This window comes from Bradyrhizobium sp. USDA 4454 (genome assembly GCF_054822705.1).
The window spans coordinates 3,776,108-3,791,235 of sequence record NZ_JBTRCN010000001.1 but is presented as its reverse complement, the minus strand read 5'-3'; the positions used below and the strand labels follow the sequence as shown (position 1 = coordinate 3,791,235).

At 63.8% G+C, this 15,128-nt stretch carries 19 protein-coding genes and 2 tRNA genes; 13 read left to right on the top strand and 8 right to left on the bottom strand.

Going from position 1 to position 15,128, the window contains the following annotated elements; genetic code table 11:
* From ACVIW0_RS17745 to ACVIW0_RS17725, 5 genes are all read left to right on the top strand, one after another.
* Positions 1-1,626 carry a hypothetical protein gene (locus ACVIW0_RS17745; protein ID WP_461353477.1) on the top strand — a complete coding sequence of 542 codons (1,626 nt, stop codon included), beginning with the start codon at positions 1-3 and terminating at the stop codon, positions 1,624-1,626.
* Positions 1,619-2,263, top strand: coding sequence for a haloacid dehalogenase-like hydrolase (locus ACVIW0_RS17740; protein ID WP_461353476.1), 645 nt, complete (start codon positions 1,619-1,621; stop codon positions 2,261-2,263). Before ACVIW0_RS17745 ends, ACVIW0_RS17740 begins: the two co-directional genes overlap by 8 nt.
* Before the next feature lie 97 nt (positions 2,264-2,360).
* The gene (locus ACVIW0_RS17735; RefSeq protein ID WP_461353475.1) at positions 2,361-2,561 is read left to right on the top strand and encodes a hypothetical protein; all 201 of its coding nucleotides are present in this window, start codon (positions 2,361-2,363) and stop codon (positions 2,559-2,561) included.
* 14 nt (positions 2,562-2,575) lie between these two features.
* Positions 2,576-2,767 carry a hypothetical protein gene (locus tag ACVIW0_RS17730; protein WP_461353474.1) on the top strand — a complete coding sequence of 64 codons (192 nt, stop codon included), beginning with the start codon at positions 2,576-2,578 and terminating at the stop codon, positions 2,765-2,767.
* 164 nt (positions 2,768-2,931) lie between these two features.
* Positions 2,932-4,275, top strand: coding sequence for a hypothetical protein (locus ACVIW0_RS17725; RefSeq protein ID WP_461353473.1), 1,344 nt, complete (start codon positions 2,932-2,934; stop codon positions 4,273-4,275).
* A 460-nt stretch (positions 4,276-4,735) separates the two neighbouring features.
* Here the strand turns inward: ACVIW0_RS17725 and ACVIW0_RS17720 are convergent, their stop codons facing one another.
* Entirely contained in the window at positions 4,736-5,818 is a 1,083-nt protein-coding gene (locus ACVIW0_RS17720; protein WP_461353472.1) for a Gfo/Idh/MocA family protein, read from the bottom strand.
* 880 nt (positions 5,819-6,698) lie between these two features.
* On the opposite strand from ACVIW0_RS17720, the gene ACVIW0_RS17715 reads away from it, so the two are divergent.
* From ACVIW0_RS17715 to ACVIW0_RS17705, 3 genes are all read left to right on the top strand, one after another.
* Positions 6,699-6,944: a hypothetical protein gene (locus ACVIW0_RS17715; protein WP_461353471.1), complete on the top strand. Its 246-nt coding sequence runs from the start codon at positions 6,699-6,701 to the stop codon at positions 6,942-6,944.
* A 13-nt stretch (positions 6,945-6,957) separates the two neighbouring features.
* Positions 6,958-7,176, top strand: coding sequence for a hypothetical protein (locus ACVIW0_RS17710; RefSeq protein ID WP_461353470.1), 219 nt, complete (start codon positions 6,958-6,960; stop codon positions 7,174-7,176).
* Between the two features lie 104 nt (positions 7,177-7,280).
* Complete coding sequence (locus tag ACVIW0_RS17705) at positions 7,281-7,823, top strand: hypothetical protein (RefSeq protein WP_461353469.1); 543 nt, start codon at positions 7,281-7,283, stop codon at positions 7,821-7,823.
* Between the two features lie 7 nt (positions 7,824-7,830).
* Here ACVIW0_RS17705 and ACVIW0_RS17700 read toward each other — a convergent pair whose 3' ends face one another.
* Together ACVIW0_RS17700 and ACVIW0_RS17695 are read right to left on the bottom strand one after the other, a co-directional pair.
* Positions 7,831-8,124 carry a hypothetical protein gene (locus ACVIW0_RS17700; RefSeq protein ID WP_461353468.1) on the bottom strand — a complete coding sequence of 98 codons (294 nt, stop codon included), beginning with the start codon at positions 8,122-8,124 and terminating at the stop codon, positions 7,831-7,833.
* A gap of 114 nt (positions 8,125-8,238) precedes the next feature.
* Positions 8,239-8,315, bottom strand: a tRNA-Asp gene (locus ACVIW0_RS17695).
* 308 nt (positions 8,316-8,623) lie between these two features.
* On the opposite strand from ACVIW0_RS17695, the gene ACVIW0_RS17690 reads away from it, so the two are divergent.
* Both ACVIW0_RS17690 and pepT read left to right on the top strand, forming a co-directional pair.
* Entirely contained in the window at positions 8,624-8,947 is a 324-nt protein-coding gene (locus ACVIW0_RS17690; protein WP_349629985.1) for an HU family DNA-binding protein, read from the top strand.
* 157 nt (positions 8,948-9,104) lie between these two features.
* On the top strand, positions 9,105-10,361 hold the full coding sequence (gene pepT, locus ACVIW0_RS17685) for a peptidase T (protein ID WP_461353467.1): 1,257 nt from the start codon (positions 9,105-9,107) through the stop codon (positions 10,359-10,361).
* Here pepT and ACVIW0_RS17680 read toward each other — a convergent pair whose 3' ends face one another.
* Genes ACVIW0_RS17680 through ACVIW0_RS17670 form a run of 3 tightly spaced genes read right to left on the bottom strand, consistent with a single transcriptional unit; the run spans position 10,362 to position 11,861 of the window.
* A complete protein-coding gene (locus ACVIW0_RS17680; protein WP_461353466.1) occupies positions 10,362-11,213 on the bottom strand; it encodes a class I SAM-dependent methyltransferase in 852 nt (283 codons plus the stop codon).
* Between the two features lie 35 nt (positions 11,214-11,248).
* Positions 11,249-11,554, bottom strand: coding sequence for a YciI family protein (locus ACVIW0_RS17675; protein ID WP_461353465.1), 306 nt, complete (start codon positions 11,552-11,554; stop codon positions 11,249-11,251).
* 22 nt (positions 11,555-11,576) lie between these two features.
* On the bottom strand, positions 11,577-11,861 hold the full coding sequence (locus ACVIW0_RS17670; RefSeq protein ID WP_461353464.1) for a hypothetical protein: 285 nt from the start codon (positions 11,859-11,861) through the stop codon (positions 11,577-11,579).
* 280 nt (positions 11,862-12,141) lie between these two features.
* Here ACVIW0_RS17670 and ACVIW0_RS17665 point away from each other — a divergent pair, with 280 nt between their 5' ends.
* Positions 12,142-12,351 carry a PRC-barrel domain containing protein gene (locus ACVIW0_RS17665; RefSeq protein WP_461353463.1) on the top strand — a complete coding sequence of 70 codons (210 nt, stop codon included), beginning with the start codon at positions 12,142-12,144 and terminating at the stop codon, positions 12,349-12,351.
* Positions 12,352-12,493: 142 nt separating this feature from the next.
* Here the strand turns inward: ACVIW0_RS17665 and ACVIW0_RS17660 are convergent.
* Positions 12,494-12,568 (bottom strand) — tRNA-Val (locus tag ACVIW0_RS17660).
* A 60-nt stretch (positions 12,569-12,628) separates the two neighbouring features.
* The gene (locus tag ACVIW0_RS17655) at positions 12,629-13,033 is read right to left on the bottom strand and encodes a GFA family protein (RefSeq protein WP_461353462.1); all 405 of its coding nucleotides are present in this window, start codon (positions 13,031-13,033) and stop codon (positions 12,629-12,631) included.
* 169 nt (positions 13,034-13,202) lie between these two features.
* Between ACVIW0_RS17655 and ACVIW0_RS17650 the strand changes: the two genes are divergently transcribed.
* Together ACVIW0_RS17650 and ACVIW0_RS17645 are read left to right on the top strand one after the other, a co-directional pair.
* Positions 13,203-13,871 carry a GntR family transcriptional regulator gene (locus tag ACVIW0_RS17650; RefSeq protein WP_461353461.1) on the top strand — a complete coding sequence of 223 codons (669 nt, stop codon included), beginning with the start codon at positions 13,203-13,205 and terminating at the stop codon, positions 13,869-13,871.
* A gap of 1 nt (position 13,872) precedes the next feature.
* A complete protein-coding gene (locus ACVIW0_RS17645) occupies positions 13,873-15,084 on the top strand; it encodes an MFS transporter (RefSeq protein ID WP_461353460.1) in 1,212 nt (403 codons plus the stop codon).
* The last annotated feature ends 44 nt before the right edge of the window (positions 15,085-15,128 follow it).

Below are 15,128 nucleotides of genomic sequence, written 5' to 3'. Positions count from 1 at the left end.
ATGTCGATCGCAACGCCGTTCGAGACGCCGAAGGCCAATGGCGGTGTCGTCGCCGTGGCGCTGCTGTTCGCAGCGTTGCTGGTGCTGCTGGATGGTCCGATCTGGCTGGTGAAGCTGGTGCCGACCCAGGACGGGCCGGTGCATCTGGCGCAGGCTGACCTGATCGCCCGCTTCGGCTTGGGCGGCACGCTCGAGGGGCCGGCGGCGTCATTCTACCAGTGGAATCCGCGGATCGAGCCGAACTCGGCGATCTATCTCCTGCTCGCCGCGCTGATCCGGCTGACCGGCGATGCGCTGGTCGCCAACAGCCTGTTCCTCAGCCTCTATGGCCTCATCTGGATCGTCGCGGCATTCGTGGCAAGCCGCGCGGAGACCGAGCATCCGCTGCTGCCGGCGCTGTTATTGCTGCCGATCGCCTTCGGCGTCTTCATCCATTGGGGTTTCTACAATTTCGCGCTCGGCATTCCGCTGTTCCTGTTGTTCGCAAGCTTCTGGCGCGCCCTCGACGGACGCCGCGACGCGCTGGCCTTCGTGGCGACCGCGCTGTTTCTCACCGCGCTCTACCTCACTCACATCACCTCGGTCGTCGCAGCCTGTCTGTTGCTCGCCGCTGACGGCATCGCGCGCGCTGTGGCGACCTTTGAACGGGATGGCGCCGGGGCTGCCGTGCAGCGATTGCTGCGCGATGGCGCATGGGCTGCCGCGGCGGCGCTGCCGGTGCTGCTGCTGATCGCAGGCTTCCTCTCGGCCTACCAGAACATCGCCGGCGAGACTGCCAGCACCGAAAGCGGAATCGCCCAGATCATCCGCCGCATCGTGGCGGCGACCTACCTCTTCACCTTCACCTGGTGGGAGGTGATTGCGCTTGCGCCCGTGCTCGGCGCGATCGTGCTGGCAGGTTTCATCGCGCTGCGGAGCTTCCGTTCCGGCGACCTGCTGTGGCCGATCTTCTTCGTCCTCGTGCTGGCGCTGTCGTTGCTCAATCTGAAGACCGGCTCGGCGCTGCTGTCGGAGCGCCTTGCGCCCTATAGCGGGATCGCCATCGTGCTCGCGATCGCAAGTCGCCAGCCCGCTCCGGGGCTGGCCCGCGCGCTCTGCCTCGCGGCCTTGTCCGGGCTGATCGGGCAGACCGCGGTCCGCGCCGTCGCCTACAAGAGCTGGGCGCCGACGCTGGAGAGCGAACTCGCCGCCGGCCGCGACAATCCCGGCGCGAGCTTTGCCAATGCCGATCTGATCACCCAGCGCGACAGCCATTTGTTCGCCTGGCGCATCCGCCCGACGCTGCATGCGGCGCAGACCGCCGCGCTTGCAGGCCGCGGCGTCGGCCTGTCGTCGCCGCTGCCGTCGACACGCTATTTCGGCTATTTCCCGCTGCAATATGTCGAGGCGCGCGATTTCATGCGCGCCACGGCCGATTGGCAGGACACGCCCGACGTTGCCTCGGTGACAAAATTCCGCGCCGCCAGCCATGGCGCGCCGCAGGTCCTGATCGTCTCGCGCTCCGATCAGGATGGAGTGGCCTTTGCCGCCAGGTTCGGCTACGGCGATTGCAGGACCACCGAGACCGGCGCGCGCGAGATCGACGTGTGCAAGGTCGCAACCCGGCTGAGCGCCGCGAATGACTGAGCCTCGCCCGCCCTGCGAAACCATTACAATGCCGCAGGATGCTTCCCGCTTTGACGGATCGCACACGCTGCTCGGACTGCCGACGTCGCTGCCCCTGGTGCTCGACCTCGACGGCACGCTGATCAAGGGCGACCTGCTCTATCTCAGCTTCTTCTCGATCCTGCGCCGCAATCCGCTGATCGTCGCATCATGCGCCGCCTGGCTGACGCGCGGCCGCGCGGCGTTGAAGCGCCAAGTCGCGCTGCGCCAGCGCATCGACTGGAGTCGGATCGAGCTGCATCAGGACATCGTCGCGCTGGCCGAGCGCGAGAAAGCCGCCGGCCGCCGCATCGTGCTGGCGACCGCAGCCGACGCCTTGCTCGCGGACCGGCTGGCATCGCGCCTGCCCTGGATCGACCAGGTGCTCGCCTCCGACGGCGCGCACAACCTCAAGGGCGCCAACAAGGCCGACCTGCTGCGCAAGACCTTTCCGGAGGGCTTCATCTACGCCGGCGACAGCGCATCCGACCTTGCAGTCTGGGCGCATGCGGCCGGCGTGATCACCGTCAATGCACGGCAGCGCGTGCGCGCCGACGCTACCGGGCTCGGCAAGCCGACGCTGCATTTGCCGGGCCGCGCGGCAGCGGCGAAATCTTAACCGCGTCCTAACACGGTCGTTCGATTGCGATCCGCTCCGCGATCCTGGTTTTAAAAATTGTTCCCTATGGTCGGCGTCAACAGGGGCGCAGGCCACAATGAATTTACAGCAACAAGTCATTTCGACCGGCTTCAAGATTACCTGCACGGACTGCGGCAGCCTGGCGATCAGGATCGCCGATCCGGCGCACGCGTCCGGCGACACCATCATCGAATGCCGCCGCTGCAGCGCGGTGCGCGGCACGGTCGCCGACCTGCACATCCTGGCGCGGCGCGGCCGCGACCTGTTCGAATTCTAACCCCGGCGACGCCGATGCTGTCAGACCCGAAAGCGACCATGCAGAGCGACGTTCCCATGGACACGGTCTGGTCGATCCTGGAGGCCGCCAACGAATTGGGCGACACCCACACGGTCGACGCCTGCCGTCGCGTGATCGACGCGAATTTGCGCGGCGATACGCCGGGACAATCCGACCTGGAGGCGGTCGCCGCATTCTTTGCCTGATCACGGCAACGTGCGGCCCTCGACGACTTCAATACGGCACTGCGATGACCGAGCGCCGGATAGAAACAGACCAACACAGACCGAGACGTCGCATAACTTTGCTTAACTTGCATCGGCCGAGGCCGGCTGGCTAGCTGCCACCAGCTTTCGATTCGGACGGACCGATGCAATTGACGCGCAATGACCTGGCCGTCGGGGCCACGATCGCTGGGTTCTTCGTCCTCAGCGTCGCCTCGATGATCGCCTGCGGGCACGCGTTCCCGGCGATGCATGTCTGGCGATCCCACCTCACGGCGCAGGCGGTGCTTGGCACCGCGATCATGGTCGCGTTCATCCCGGCATTCGTCGCGGGACGATTCAGCTTCGGCTATCTGCTGAGCTTATCGCTGCTATCGGCCGTGTTCGGCTTCGTCTGGCTCAGCTTCTTCAGCGCATTCGATTATCCGCACGCGACCGCCCGCTGGGCCATGATCGCCGCACTGGCCGCAGCGATGGTCCCCCTGATGGTCCAGACTGTTCCGCTCTGGCGGCCCAACCTGTCCGATGCGGCCCTCAAGCGGATCGCCATCGTACTGCTGGTGTCGTCGTTTGCGGTGCTGATCGGCGACATCTCCTACGGGGCCAATTTCGGCAATCCCTACGGCGCGGCGCGGAACGCCGTGGCGCGGCCGGCGCTGTTGAACTATCTGACTGGAATCATCATCGGCGCAGTGCTGCCCTATCTGTTCGCGCATTTGGCGTCGCGCCGGCAATGGCTGCCGGCCGCCGGTGTGCTGCTGATTGCGCTCGGCTTCTATCCGGTCGTCAACAACAAAACGGTGCTGCTGTTGCCGCTCTGGCTGCCGTTTCTGTTCTGGCTGTTCAGCCGGTTCGACCCGCGGCTGGCCACGGTGCTCGCCTTCGTCATTCCGATGCTCATCGGCCTGGTGGCGTTCGTCGTTCTCGGCGCCGACAAGAACTATGTCGTGTTCAGCGCCATCAATCTGCGCTTCATCGCGACCCCGTCGCTCGCGCTCGATCAATATGCCGACTTTTTCGCGCATCATGAGCTCACGCGGTTCTGTCAGATCGCCGTGCTGCGCCACCTGATCGCCTGCCCGTATGGCGAGCTCGGCCCAACGCTCGGCGCGGTCTATCGCGACGGCAATTTCAACGCCTCCTTCCTCGCCACCGAAGGCATCGCCTCGGTCGGCCTTGCGCTTGCGCCGGTATCGGCCTTGATCTGCGGCCTGATCCTGGCGGTGGGGTCGATGGTCTCGCGGCACCTGTCACCGCGCTTCATCGCGGTATCGTCAGGCATCGCCGTGCAGACGGTCATGAACGTGCCGCTCACCACCGGCCTGCTGTCGAACGGCATCGCGCTGCTGTTCCTGCTGTGGTGGCTGACGCCCGAATGGCAAACGGCAGCTTCGCAAAGTCGAGAGCAGGCAGCGCAGGCCGGTCTCGCCGCCCGATCGTTCCGTTTCGACCAGGCGCGCCGTCGGGCCAAAGGAGCTTGCGAACAATGAGCGGCCGAAAAGTCACGCTGCCGTCCGTTGTGACACTTCTCAAAAGTGGCACCGATCAGGGGAACTACACCCCGGTCATTCGCCGCGGACGCGATCGCCCTAGGGTTGCAAGTTCAAGCGGTTGCAAAAAGCAGGTCCCACTGCAACGGTCTCACCTGCTATCAATCTCCGGCGGTCGCTGTCCGTCTTGGGTTGGCATCAAGAATCGGGGTCATCCAGCGATGTCGTAGGAGTTTTGAGTGAATGAATTTGTGCTGGGCAGGATGGAAGCTCTGGCCCCGCTTGTAATGATAGCTGCGGGTTTCATGCTGGTGCTGTCTGGACTAATCAGCAGATCACGGCAAAGGCGATTTGAAGCGGAGCAGGAACAAGAGCAACCGAAACCGTCCCGACCGCAAATGGCGCCACTCCCTCGATTGCTTTCCGCTGAACGTTCGAACAGGAACAATCCAGACACCAGCTAAGTATTGCGGTGCGCGACCCTACTCACGACACCCAGCCGGCTCAGCCGCGGCGTGAAGCGCAGCGCCACCTCCTCGCCGGTCTCGATCGACTCATAGAGCGCCGAGATCAGCTCCAGGCTCTTGCGGCCCTCGAGCCCGTCGACCAGCGCCGCGCGCTGGTTCTCCAGGCAGTCGACCACGTGATGATAGTAGGCCTGGTGGCCGAAGCCGTAGACGTTGGGCGGGTTGACCGAGAACTTCTCCACCACGTCCTTGTCCGATGGCAGCTCGTTGACGAAGCGCCAGTGCCGGATCTGGTTGACGGCAAACCCAGAAATCTCGACCGTGCCCTTTTCGCCGAGGATCGACAGCGAGCCCTCGAGATCGGTCGGACGCGCCGCGGTGGTCGCCTCGATGATGCCGAGCGCGCCGTTGCGGAACTTGAGCGTCGCGACCGCCGTGTCCTCGGTTTCGATGTTGGCCAGCGCCGTCGCCGCGCGTGCATGCACGCTAACGACGTCGCCGAAGAACCACTCCAGCATGTCGACATGGTGACTGGCCTGATTGGTCAGCACGCCGCCGTCATAGGCCCAGGTGCCGCGCCAATCGTCCTGGTCGTAATAGGCCTGGTCGCGGCACCAGCGCACCCGGACCGTCCCCAGGATCAGCTTGCCGAAGCGGCCGGCGTCGAGCGCCTCGCGCGCCTTGACCACCGGCACGTTGAAGCGGTTCTGCTTGACGATGAACATCTTGACGCCGGCCTCGTCGCAGGCCCGGATCATGTCGTCGGCATCCTGCAGCCGCAGTGCCATCGGCTTCTCGACCACGACATGCTTGCCGGCCCTCGCGCAGGCGATCACATGCGCGGGATGCAGCCCGCTCGGCGTCAAAACCGCAACCGCATCGATATCCTTGCGCGCCAGGAACTCGTCCATGTCGTAATGAGCCGGGACGCCGAACCTGCCGGCAACCACATCGGCGCGCGCGCGAATCGGATCGCAGACCGCGACCAGGCTCGCCCCCGCGATGTGATTGCCACCCAGGAGATCGGAGTGACGCTTGGCGATACGCCCGCATCCGAGCAGGCCAAATCTGATCATCGCAAACTGCTACCATTTGAAAAATATGAGGACCAGCGCGACTATCAAAACTGGCGAAAAGCCAAGCAACATAGATCCCCAAAAATGCAGCTCTTTTCGAGCAGTCGCACGCCCACCCATTGGCTCACTCCAACCTTCACTCAAATACTCGCTCAGAGTTCCCCGCCAAACCAAGACCTACGTGAACTCCGTAATAATACGGGCACTCTTCGCAAAAACTACGAGCTGGTGTTTCAAGCTATATTCAGCAACTATCGAGACGCTATACAGGTTGCTCCAAATAGAAGCCACGACCAAATTACCCCCTTGCATGATTATTGCGCTCATCCTCGCTGCTGCAGTTGTTATCGGACTTCTCGTAGTTTCCTGTTTGATCGCGTATCGAATGGGTGTGCGCGAAGGTCGAGAGAAAGGCCTGTCCGAATCCTACCAACTCTATGGTGGGTTACGGCGCACGGGCGAGGCTCTGCGATCTGAAGATCCCCAAAAAAGTGCCGCCCTTTAAGTCGTTCAGTGCTCGAGTGACGATCGGCTCCACCTTCTACTCTTTGGCTGCAAGTGGGGTTTCTCTACCTGATCCCAGCACAGTGGCCCGATCATCGGATCCGTGGAACCTTCCAAGGCAATGCCTCGCCACTGTTGTGAAGTACCCTCTTGATCGGCTCCAATCAGCCCGTCTGTATGAGGACGATAGACCTCTAGGCCCGCCAAATAGCGACCCGCGGGACGTCTGGTCCAAAGGCCGCGGCCTGTATAAGCTCTGCCGCCTTGAGAACGACACTGCTCCTGTCCTCATGTTTTCATCCAGTAACAATAGCGACCCTAGGACAAACGGGCACAAATATCGCCTAGAGCGACCCCATATTTTAGGAGCATAGTCATGAGGATTTCGACTCGGGCCATCGTAATTGCGGCCCTTGCTCTCAATCTGATTTCGATCGGGTTATCTGAAATTCAACGGAGGCAGCTGATGCAGACAGGCATCGAGGCCACCTTCGAATTGCGCAATATTGAACGGCAACGCTTGGCACAGCAGACGGTTGAATTGGACCGGACATACAAACTGATCAACGAGATCAACACCCGAGTTAGCAATCTCGAAGCCGAAATTCAAAAGGCGAGGTAAAAGGCGGGATAACGTGAACGAATTGATCCTGGCCTCGCTCAACGGCGTAGCCCCTTATGTGATGATTGCTATCGGCGTCGTGCTCGTTTTGACCGGCCTAATCGCCCGATCGCGGCAGAAGCGATTTGAGGTAGACCAAGGCCAAGAAGAGTTGGGGTTGCCAAGACCGCACGTCGCACCACTTCCACATCTGCTTTCACCTGAACGAAAAAAAGAACCGGACGATAGTTGAGGTGCCGGTGTTCTTTAAGTCGTGCAGCGCGCAGGTCACACTCGGTTCGACCTTAACCCGTCTTAAGTCGATGCGACGATCAGTCATCCGAAAGGGTTAAATCGGTGCTGCTGCTGACCTCCCTCCTCATTCCGCTTTTCTGCGCAGCGCTGCTTTGCTTCTGTTCGTACCTGACCTATCGGCTCGGTCTCAGCGAAGGGCGGCAACGCGGCATGTCGGAAGCATATAGCTTCTATGTGTCGGCCGGCGCTCTTAAGGAGGACCAGCCCTCGGACAGGCAGCGCGAGCCTTCGAGCACGCATATCGTGATCGGCTCAATGCTGTTCGCTCTAGCGTCGTGCGCGTTCCTTGCCATGATACCTCCGAAGCCGGTCGATTACAGCTTGCACGGCGTATTCCGACGCTGGCAGGGCCATGCATGGGTTATGGTCGTAAAATACCCGATCCTGCAGCTGCGAGAGGCGAAGCTCTACGAGGACGGGGTTCTGATCGGCCCCGCAAACAGCGATCCGCAGGAAATCTCTGCGAAGGGCCGCGGCCTCTACCGGCTCTACAAGGAAGAGGATGAAAGCGCGCCAATACTGATGTTCTCGACAAGCGACAACAGCGACCCAAACACCAACGGCAGAAAGTATCGGCTCGATTGAGGCGGCCTCAGTTCATCTTGCTGGCCGCTCGGCGCTCTGGCCCAGCAGCTTTTATGGTGACGGCCCGTACACCAAGAGCAGCGCAAACCAGGACTTCGCCGAAGTCCGCAAACTCGCTTTCGGGCCGGCCGAAGTGCGGCAACTCCAGGACATGCGGCGTTCCAGCGCGGTCGAGGGTGACGTCGGCGGCGCGACGGGCGAGGATCAGTCCAACAAGATGGCAAAAACGGTCGACCGCAACGAGAAGCTGCGCGAGACTTAGAACCCGGTGAACGTCGGTAGCGCCCGCCGATTTGATCAAGCGCCCATCATCAGGGCGAAGCTGCTGGAGGAACAGAAAGGGGCGAAAGTACTTCCGCGAAGCCCCAAGAAATACTCTTGGGAACCGATATTTCTGCTAAGTTATTGAAACAACTGGCGCGAGAGACGGGACTCGAACCCGCGGCCTCCGCCGTGACAGGGCGGCGCTCTAACCAACTGAGCTACTCCCGCGGATGCTGATCATCGGACTGATCCGCGCAGGACCGAGGGCATAAAGGCCCGCATCCCGTTAGTCAAGGACGTTCCGGACCCCTGCACGGCACCGCCGATTTTACGCTGTGGGACGCACATTGTCGGCTATTTTCAGGGGAAACGGTGGTGTCAGCAAAGCCCCGAATCAAATAAGGCCTGATACGTCTGGGTTTCCTGTGGCCGGCCCGGCGCTGCCCGTCCCCAGAACTGGCGGCTTTCAGGACTTTTCCGGTCACGTTTTCCCGACGCGAACGGCGCGCCATTCGCGTGAAAGCAGCAATCCAGCCATTCAGCAAAGAGGAGGGCCACACATGGCGAAGAAAGCAGCGACCCCGGCGACGATCACGCTGAAGCACCTGGCGGCGGCCATCGCCGAAGAGCAGGAACTGTCCAAGAAGCAGGCCGAGGCGATCCTGACCGACATGGTCACCCGGATCACCAAGCACCTCAAGAAGGGCGAGCGCATCAGGATCGTCGGCCTCGGTATCCTCCAGGTCCGCAAGCGCGCCGCCCGCATGGGCCGCAACCCGGCGACCGGCGAGCAGATCCAGATCAAGGCGAGCAAGAAGGTCGCCTTCCGCGCCGCCAAGGAGTTGAAGGAAGCGATCTAGCGGCTTTGCTCTCCCTTGATCTCAGCGCCATTCCGGCTCGTGCGCGGCCCCGGAGTGGCGCTTTTCTGTTATAGCTCTGTCTCCTGATGCATCCTGCCTGCGCGAACCAAACCCGCCCGGGCGCATTATTCCCGTCCCCTCTCCTTGCGCGGTCTTCATGCTGGCACCGGCCCTCGACTTCAAGCACACCGTCACCGAGCGCTTCCTGCGCTATGTCGTGATCGACACCCAGTCCGACCCGGATTCCCCCACCACGCCCTCCACCGAGAAGCAGAAGAATCTCGGCCGCCTGCTGGTCGCCGAATTGCAGGCGATGGGGATATCGGACGCGCATCTTGATGCGCACGGCTACGTCTATGCGACGATCCCGGCCAACACCGACAAGGCGGTGCCGGTGATCTGCTTCTGCTCGCACATGGACACCTCGCCGGATTGCACCGGCAAGAACGTCAAGCCGCAAATCGTGAAGGACTACCGCGGCGGCGACATCGTGCTGCCCGCCGACGCCTCGCAGGTGATCCGCGCCGCCGAGCACGAGGCGCTGGCCGACCAGATCGGCAACGACATCGTCACGACCGACGGCACCACCCTGCTCGGCGCCGACAACAAGGCCGGCCTCGCCGAGATCATGGACGCCGCGCATTTCCTGGTCACCAACCCGCAGGTGAAGCACGGCACCATCAAGATCCTGTTCACGCCGGACGAGGAGATCGGCCGCGGCGTCGACAAGGTCGACATCAAGAAGCTGGGCGCCGATTTCGGTTACACCATGGACGGCGAAACCGCGGGCCATATCGAGGACGAGACCTTCTCGGCCGACGGCGCCAGCATCATCATCGAAGGCCTCGCGACCCATCCGGGCTTCGCCAAGGGCAAGATGGAGCACGCGATCAAGATCGCGGCCGCGATCGTCGATCGCCTGCCGAAGGACACCTGCTCGCCGGAGACCACCGAGGGCAAGGAAGGTTTTCTGCATCCGGTCGCGATCTCAGGCGCGCTGGAGACCGCGCGGATCGATTTCATCGTGCGCGATTTCACCGAGGCCGGCCTGAAGCAGAAGGAAACGCTGCTCGAAGCCATCGTGAAGGACGTCATGAAGGGCTATCCGCGCTCGACCTACCGCATGGAGGTCAAGCAGCAATACCGCAACATGAAGGAGGTGATCGATCGCTATCCGCAGATCGTCGCCTATGCGATCGAGGCGATCGAGCGCGCGGGCCTCGTGCCAGTGAAGACCTCGATCCGCGGCGGCACCGACGGCTCGCGGCTGTCGTTCATGGGATTGCCCTGCCCGAACATCTTCGCCGGCGAGCACGCCTTCCACTCGCGGCTCGAATGGGTCAGCCGCCAGGACATGGAGAAGGCCGTGCAGACCATCGTGCATCTGGCGATGATCTGGGAAGAGCGGGCTTGATCAGGCCCGCGCCGTCACGATCCAGATCGCGCCCGGCAGCAGCACGGAATCACCATTGACGAAGGGCGTGAGCGCCTCGCGCATCGAGGCGATCGCGGCCGCGCGCACCTCATCCGGATGTCCCTCCAGCGCGCGGCTGGCCGGTCCGAGCTCGAGCGCGCCCTGGATCGCCGCATCGATACCGCGGCCGGTTGCGACATCGAGCTCGACCTTGCACGGCTCCATCGCAATGCCGGAGAAGCCGGCTTCGCCGAGGATCCGCTTCACCCGGGCCTCCGAGGCAAACGAAAACGGACCGGGATCCTCAGGCCCGAGCTGCGGCAGCTTCGGCACGTGCTTGTAGACCGCGGCAAGTGGCGCCATGAAGAACGGGTTCTCGCGCGGCTCCTGCCAGCAGGCGAAGGCAAGACGGCCAGTCGGCTTCATCGCCTTGTGCAGATTGGCAAAGGATGCCGCCGGATCGGCAAAGAACATCACGCCGAAGCGCGACGCCAACAGATCAAAGTTTTGGGGCGCGAACGGATGGACCGTCGCGTCGGCCAGCGCGAACTCGACCGGCAATCCCTGCGGCGTGCTCTGCCGCGCCCGCGACAGCATCGGCTCCGAGACGTCGACGCCGAGCACGTGGCCATCAGGCGCAACCTTTGCCGCGAGCGCGAAGCTCGAGGCGCCGCTGCCGCAGCCGACATCGACCACGCGCTCGCCGACCTTCGGCGCGGCGCGATCGATCAGGAGGTCGAGCACCGGCTGCAGCACGATGTCCTGCGCGGCCTGCCGTGTGGCCCAGCGCTGCCCGCCCGGCCCGTTCCAATAAGCAATCTGATCGGCGTTTTGCGGATGGCCTGCGTTCATCGGATCAAACCTCGTTGAGGAAGCATCCGGCGATGCTAGCAGCTCTCGCGCGTCGCGGCGCGCAGCATCGGGATGACCTGATAGCTGAATCCGGCATTGGCCTTGGTGACGGGATCGTTGGCGACGATCTCGCCCGGATCGGCATCGTCGGATAGTTGCAGCACGCCAAGCCCCCAGACGCCGGCGGGATCGGCGACCGGTCCGAACACCAGCGCCTTGCCGGCCCGCAGCAGCTCGCCGCAATAGGCGACGTGCGCCTGCATGATGGCGGCCTCCTGCGGCGTCATGTCCTGCGGAAATGTCGGGCGCGGTCCGGTCAATTTGCAAACGTAGTACTTCATCGGCCGGCTCCGCAGACGGGAATCATTTGGCGGCTGCGCTCGCGGGCTTGGCCTGCTTCGGCGCGGCGCTCTTCGCGGCAGCGCCCTTGGGCGCGTCATTGCTGCGCGCAATGCCCCACGGGTCGGTCGGCTTCCGGTCCGGCACGCCGCTCAGCGCACGCTGATAGGCGCGCTGCTGCCGCGCCTCGTTGGCCAGATCCGCCGGTGATTTCTCGACCTCTTCGCGATAGCGCTGGACGTGATCGTCCTGCGCGAGTGCCGGTCCGGCAATCATGGTGAGAAGAAAAATCGCGACGAGTTTGCGCATGCATCAAGTTCCCGGTTAGGCGGCGAGATTAGCATCGCAGCAGCGTCAGCATCAAACCCGCACCGCATCGCGCCGGCAGGAACCCGCTCTCGGACGAAAGCGTGACTTTCGGCATCTTTCCCCCGGTCGGAGATCAAATAGCGTTTGCGCACCAGCGCGGAGCAAGCGCGATCCCGGCCACCCCACAACTACCCCAAGGCCGGGATCGCGCCCTCTTCCCGCGCGCATGGAGGCCGAGCCATGGCCTTGCTACGTAGAGCTCATCAGCCCGAGGCCGCCCTTGCAACTCGTGAAACACCGCGCCATCGTCATCCTGCGCGAGTACGTGCAAATGGAAGCTGAGCTGGTCGGAAGGGCCGTGGCCCTCACCGATGGCACTGCCGGGACTGTCGAGGACGTGTTTCTGGACGAGTCTCATGGGCTGCGCATATCGATCAAGGGTCATATCGGGAAGTGGCCGATCTCGACAATCAGGATGCTGCAACCATAGGCCAGTACCAGAGCGATGGAGCCGGTCCGCCTACGCTCTTCGAGCTTCGGCGCGACAGCCTTCGCCCTGCGGTACCGAACAAGCGGATGAATTCGTGCTCAAAGGCTGGCTTGCCAAGCCGTAGCCCGCGAGGTGCGAAGGCTGGTGGGCGGTGAGAGGATCGAACTCCCGACCAATGGTGTGTAAAACCAGTGCTCTACCGCTGAGCTAACCGCCCTGCCTGCGGCGCCTCTTTAGCCTCGCCCGCCCCTGAGGTGCAAGGCCGCTTCAATCCTTTTCAATCCATGGGCCGTGCCGGCAATCCCTTGAGATCGTTGATCCAGGGTGCGGCCGAGCGGCACCAGAGCTGGCGTCGCGGGGTCAATTGGCCGCGCTGGCGGATGCTGCCCCAGCGGATGCCCCAGTCGTCGGGGCCGCCACCCTCGCCGCTCGTGAACAACGGCGAGCCGCAATCGGCGCAAAAATGCTGGAAGCGGATCCGGCCGTTATCGCCCCGCTTGCCGTACACCTTTGGCTGACGCCCGGTGAGCTGGACCTGCTCGGCGGCGCAGATCACCGTGACGCGAAAGGGCGAGCCGGTCAGCGCCTGGCAGTCCGTGCAATGGCAGATCGACACAAGCTCGGGGTCGATCTCGGCCCGATAGGTCACCGCCCCGCAATGGCATTGGCCGTCGATCCGCATCCGCGTTCTCCCAATTCCGTCAGACAAAGTCACTCGCCGGAGCCGGGTTCCCCCCTCTCCCGCCCCGGCCTGCGGCCTGCCACGCCGGAACGCAATTCTGGTATCCCGGATCGGCCTTGTTTGGGATACCAAATCGGGATACGCCGACGACCTGACCCAGGACGGCCCCATGTCACAGATGCTGCAAATCCACGACCAGCTGCGGGAAATGATCCTCTCGCTCGACCTCGGCCCCGGCGAACGGCTGACCGAGCGCTGGCTGGAGAGCCGGTTCGAGGGATCGCGCACCCCGATCCGCGCCGCGCTGGTGCGGCTCGAAGGCGAAGAGCTGGTCCGCCGCGACGGCCGCAACTGGATCGTCGCGCCGATCGACCTCGGTGAGCTCGAAGCGCTGGCCGAATTCCGGATCCCGCTGGAGACGACCGCCGTCCGTCTCGCCTGCGCGCGCGCGAACGCGGCCGATATCGCCGCGGTCGAAGAGATGCTCGATGCCTGCCAGTCCGGCGCGCCGCGCGAGGAGTGGCACCGCGTCGGCACTGATTTCCATGTCGAGATCGCGCGGCTGTCCGGCAACCCCTTCATCGTCAAGGCGATCAAGGGCGCCATGACCCGGCTGTCGCGGGCGCGCTGGCTCGAAGTGTGGACCGAACCGTCGCGCGAGCAGGCCTGGCGCGAGCACCGCCGCATCCTCGGCTTCATCAAGGCCAATGATCCGGAGGCCGCCGCGCGCGAAGCCGCCGATCACATCAAATACACCCGCGATCGCCTGCTGCGTTCGCTGAACGAGGATCGCCGCGGCCTGCGCGCGCGCGGCTTCGCCGTCATCGGGCTGCGCTGACATGGATATGGAAATCGATCGCGAGGCCCTGCTCGACGCGGGCCCCTGGAAGCGCAACCTGATCGTCTGCGTGTTCGGGTCCTTCACGACCATCGTCGGCATGACGCTGCTGCTGCCGTTCCTGCCGCTCTATGTCGAGCAGCTCGGCGTCAGCGACCACGCCGCCATCGTGCAATGGTCGGGCATAGCCTATGGCGCGACCTTCTTCAGCGCGGCGCTGACCGCGCCGCTGTGGGGCCGGCTCGCCGATCGCTACGGCCGCAAGCTGATGCTGATCCGTGCCAGCCTCGGCATGGCGATTGCGATGTCGCTGATCGGCATGGCGCATAACGTCTACGAGCTGGTCGGCTTGCGGCTGCTGACCGGCCTGCTCGGCGGCTACGCCTCGGGCTCGACCGTGCTGGTCGCGGCGCAGACGCCGAAGGCGCGGTCCGGCTGGGCGATCGGCGTGCTGTCCGCCGGCATCATGGCCGGCAGCCTGGTCGGCCCCTTGATCGGCGGCGTGCTGCCGAACCTGATCGGCATCCGCGCCACCTTCTTCCTGATCGGCGGCGTCATCTTCTTCACCTTCCTCGGCACCACCTTCCTGATCCGCGAGGAGCCGCGTCCGAAGGCGGCCCGAGGCAGCAAATCGCGCGGCGGCTGGGCGCTGGTTCCGGACAAGCGCCCTGTGATCGCGATGTGGGGAACCGGCCTGCTGCTGATGATCGCCAACATGTCGATCGAGCCGATCATCACGGTCTACGTCGCGCAACTGGTCGAGGCGCCGCAGGTGACGTTCGTCGCCGGCCTCGTGATGTCGGCGGCGGCGTTCGGCAGCCTGTTGTCGTCGTCGCATCTCGGCAAGCTCGCCGATCGCGTCGGCCACTGGCGGATCATCACCATCTGCCTGGCGGCCTCGGCAGCGCTTCTGATCCCGCAGGCCTTCGTGGTCAGCGGCTGGCAGCTGATCCTGCTGCGCTTCCTGATGGGACTCGCGCTCGGCGGCCTCCTGCCCTGCATCGCCAGCGTGATCCGCCACAACGTGCCCGACGGCGTCACCGGCAGCATGCTCGGCTACTCGATCTCCGCGCAATATGCCGGCCAGGTGATCGGCCCGCTCGCCGGCGGATTCATCGGCGGCCATATCGGCATGCGCGCAGTGTTCATCGGCACCAGCGTGCTGATGGCGCTCGGCGCGCTCGGCAATTTCGTCGTCGAGAAGAAAGAGTAGTAGCGGCCGTCTCGTGGCCGGCCCACTGCTCAAACAAAAACGGC